The organism is Pedobacter sp. 01T416_2 (assembly GCF_056398925.1).
The window spans coordinates 1-2,019 of record NZ_JBFTQI010000952.1; the positions used below are offsets into that span (position 1 = coordinate 1).

A 2,019-nucleotide genomic window follows, 5' to 3' on the forward strand; every position below is an offset into this window, starting at 1 on the left:
AATTTCTTTCTCACCATTTGTTTTTGTTGCTCGAAAGGAACAGTATAATCCGGATCGGGCATATCCACCCATTTTATCAATGCGGGCAAGGTTAAACCTTGCAAAACTAAAGTGACCAATATTACACTAAAAGTGATAAACAAGATTAAGTTACGCTGAGGAAAAGCTTCACCTGATTTTAATGCGACCGGAATAGAAAGCGCTGCAGCCAAAGAAACCACTCCTCTCATTCCTGCCCAGCCAAAAAGTAAGGGTGCCTTCATGCTTGGATTGGGATCGGCAGTGGTAATATAACGACTAATGAAACGCGTAAAGTATAAAGCACCATAGGTACTTGCTAACCTCGTAACAATTAAAACCGCGCAAATAATGGCACTGTAACGGATGGCTGGTAAAAGCCCATCGTTGCCCAAACCACGAATAATTACCGGAAACTCTAAACCAATTAACAAGAAAACAAAGCCATTCAGCACAAAAGCTACCGCTTCCCAAACATTTATACCCTGTAACCTGCTACGGTGAGTAAGAATCTGGTCTCTGCGGGCCGAAAGAAACAAACCACCACTTACTACAGCCAACACACCAGAAAACCCAAACTCCTCTGCGGTTATGTACATTACATATGGCGTTAAAAAAGTAAGGATAATATCAATATTTGTAGTGGTTGGCAACCATCTGTGCAAAGCATAAAAAACTAAGGCTACTGCAATTCCGACCAAAATTCCCATTACAATAACAATTACAAAATTACCAGCAGCTTTACTAAACACGAAACTTCCGGTCATTACTGCGGCTAAAGCAAAGCGGAACACCACTAAACTGGATGCATCGTTTAGTAAACTTTCGCCTTCCAATATTGTGGTGAGCCTTTTAGGCACTTTAACATTTTTAAGTATTGCTGATGCTGATACCGCATCTGGCGGAGAAATAATACCCCCCAACAAAAAACCCAGGGCCCATGTAAAACCCGGAATAAGGCTTTGGGAAATCAGCGCAACAATACTAGAGGTAAGAATAACAATTGGAAAAGCAAAACTGCTGATTACCCTACGCCACTTCCAGAAATCTTTCCATGAAGTATTCCAAGCAGCTTCATACAACAATGGAGGTAAAAAGATTACAAAAATGAGTTCTGGTTCAATCTCAATATTACGAAGTACTGGTAAAAAACTTAAGGCTAAACCTGCAATTACCAATAAAATAGGATATGCCACACGGATTTTTTGTGCGAGCATTACCACAAACAGAATAATTGCAAGCAAGAAAGCGTATTGTATAATCAGCTGGTGCATATAATTTTGAGCTTGGTCTAAAATACAAATTTGAAGCGAATGCCAAACCATTAACATGATGTTCTTTTTCAGATAAAATTTGGAATTTCTATTATAAAGCTATAATTTCTCCTCTGTAATAAGTCATCCCAGCTTTTTTACATTGGTTTAATTCATGAAGACCATTTTTATTCTTATTGCTTTTTTGATAAAAAGCAGTCTTTGCGTAGCTCAACCGGTGATCCGGGTGGAGAAACAAACTTTTGTTAACATTGGCAAAGCAGGATACTTTTGGCAGGACACGCTCGAAACAACATCTTTTGAAAAGGTAGCGCAATTTAAGCCAGAATGTTTTTCAAAAGGCAAGTCGGCAATTTTTAACGGTGGCACCAGCGGTAAAGTATGGTGGATGAAGCTCCGTTTTAAAAATAACAACCAAACCACTCCCTATCTATTTATCGATTATGCAAACATCGATTCTATTACCGTATTTTATCGGGATGAACGAGGGATGATAAACCAGGTAAGCGCTGGCATGTTCAACCTGAAACAAAATGATAACATTCTGGGTACCGGCTATGTATTTCCCTTAAAGCAGGTAAAAACTCCAATTGGCGAAGTGTATGTAAGAATGCGGGCAATGAATACTTTACTTGTACCGGTTAAGCTTGTTACCGAATCGGTATTAAACCATGCTTTATTTAAAGCACATAGCGTGCAACCTATTTATATGGGCATTGCATTGATG

2 protein-coding genes are annotated in these 2,019 nt (G+C 39.1%); one reads left to right on the plus strand and one right to left on the minus strand.

What is annotated here, in order from left to right; genetic code table 11:
- Positions 1–1,292, minus strand: a 1,292-nt coding sequence (locus AC1DPQ_RS26215; RefSeq protein ID WP_477611359.1) for a Na+/H+ antiporter, incomplete at its 3' end; no start/stop codon positions are given.
- Positions 1,293–1,446: 154 nt separating this feature from the next.
- On the opposite strand from AC1DPQ_RS26215, the gene AC1DPQ_RS26220 reads away from it, so the two are divergent.
- On the plus strand, positions 1,447–2,019 hold a 573-nt coding region (locus tag AC1DPQ_RS26220), incomplete at its 3' end, for a 7TMR-DISMED2 domain-containing protein (protein ID WP_477611360.1).